This window comes from Acidiphilium sp. JA12-A1 (assembly GCF_000724705.2).
In the GTDB taxonomy this organism is placed as follows: domain Bacteria; phylum Pseudomonadota; class Alphaproteobacteria; order Acetobacterales; family Acetobacteraceae; genus Acidiphilium; species Acidiphilium multivorum.
The window spans coordinates 1-1393 of the sequence record NZ_JFHO01000198.1; the positions used below are offsets into that span (position 1 = coordinate 1).

Here is a 1393-nt window from a genome sequence, read left to right on the forward strand (position 1 = left end):
GCGCCCGGGGCGGGGTGGTGACGAGGCGGGCGAAGCGGGCGGCGAGGCGGCGGAGGCGCTGCCAGATGAGGATGATGAGCGGCCCGGCGATGCGGCGTTTCGCGCCCTCACCCGCGATATGGGCGCAGAGCGCCTCGATGAAGGCGTCGAAGCGGGGGCGGAGCAAAAAACCGGGGGATGGGGCGGAGGGCGCGGTCACCGGGGGAAGAGACCATGGATGGCGCCGGGTGGGCAAGGAAATTGTCAGTTGAACTGACGTCACATGCGTCTTGCTGCCGCAGCCAGGAGCGTCCCGGTCCGATCCGGAAGGATCGGAAAGGGCGCTAGTGGCCTGCTTGTCCCTGAAACTCACCCACGAATTTCAGGGGCAGGCCACTAAACTATTGTTTTTTCCAGTGTCCACTTTGAATCTGAAATCCGATGGATTTCAGATTCGGGACACTCTCATGTTCGCCATTTCAAGCTGCAGGCAAGAGATTTCTTCTGCTTGCTGATGAGCAAGCAAGCGGTTCGGTTTGACTGCGACTGGGTAAGGCTGGAGGCGCAATCCCGAAACGACGGTAGATCATCCTCTGATACGCGGATTGGAACCGCAGGACCTGATGCGTCGTGGAGCTGCCTCGGTCTAGGGACCAGCGTCGGAAAGTCCCGGCTGATAGTGGCTGCGAGGGTTCTCCGGCCGTGACCGCGCCTCCAGCCTTGCCCGGCTGCAGATGGGTTTGATCAGTGTGGGCACCTCCCGGGTATGCTTCGAATATCCGATTGTTCAGCCGGCCGCGATTTCGGCCTTCCGTGCGATGGCCCAGATAAAGCCGGCCAACTCGCGGGCAATCGCGGTGGTGACGACATTGGCCTGCTTGCCGGTATGGGTCAGGCGGCGATAACGCCGACAGAGGCGCAACTGCGCCTTCCAGGCGATCTCGCGGATCGGCCGGGGCAATCCTTCCTGGCGCAACAGCAATTCCCGGCTGACCCGGGCGGGATGTCGGTAACTCCAGGCCGCCTCGATCAACATCCGCCGGGCGGCGCCGTTGCCCGCCTTGGTGATGCCACCTTGCCGGCGGGTTTGCCCACTGGACCGTTCCGAGGGAACCAAGCCGAGATAGGCCATCAGCTGTCGCGGACTGGCAAATCTGGTGATATCGCCGAGCTCGGCGACCAAGGTCACTGCGTTTACCAGCGCCACACCCCGCAATGCCTGCAGCGCCTTCGCCACCGGTGCCAGGGACCACGCCGGTACGGCCGCCTCGATTTGTCGCGTCAGCCGATCGCGCCGTTCCGTTGCCGCTTCGACAGCGGCAATCAGGTCCTCGAGGACGATGTGATGGAGGGGCTGCTCAAAGCGCAGTCCCGACAGCCAGCGCCGGTGCATCAACGTCCAGGCTTGACGACT

Annotated in this window: 1 protein-coding gene and 1 pseudogene; both read right to left on the bottom strand. The window is 63.5% G+C overall.

The genetic code is table 11. The features are described 5' to 3' along the window. Nucleotides 1-235, bottom strand: a pseudogene (locus RT91_RS21810) (hypothetical protein); the annotation flags it as partial. A 531-nt stretch (nt 236-766) separates the two neighbouring features. Continuing rightward, nucleotides 767-1393: IS110 family transposase (locus tag RT91_RS19260; protein WP_035189439.1), on the bottom strand; the 627-nt coding region annotated here is incomplete at its 5' end.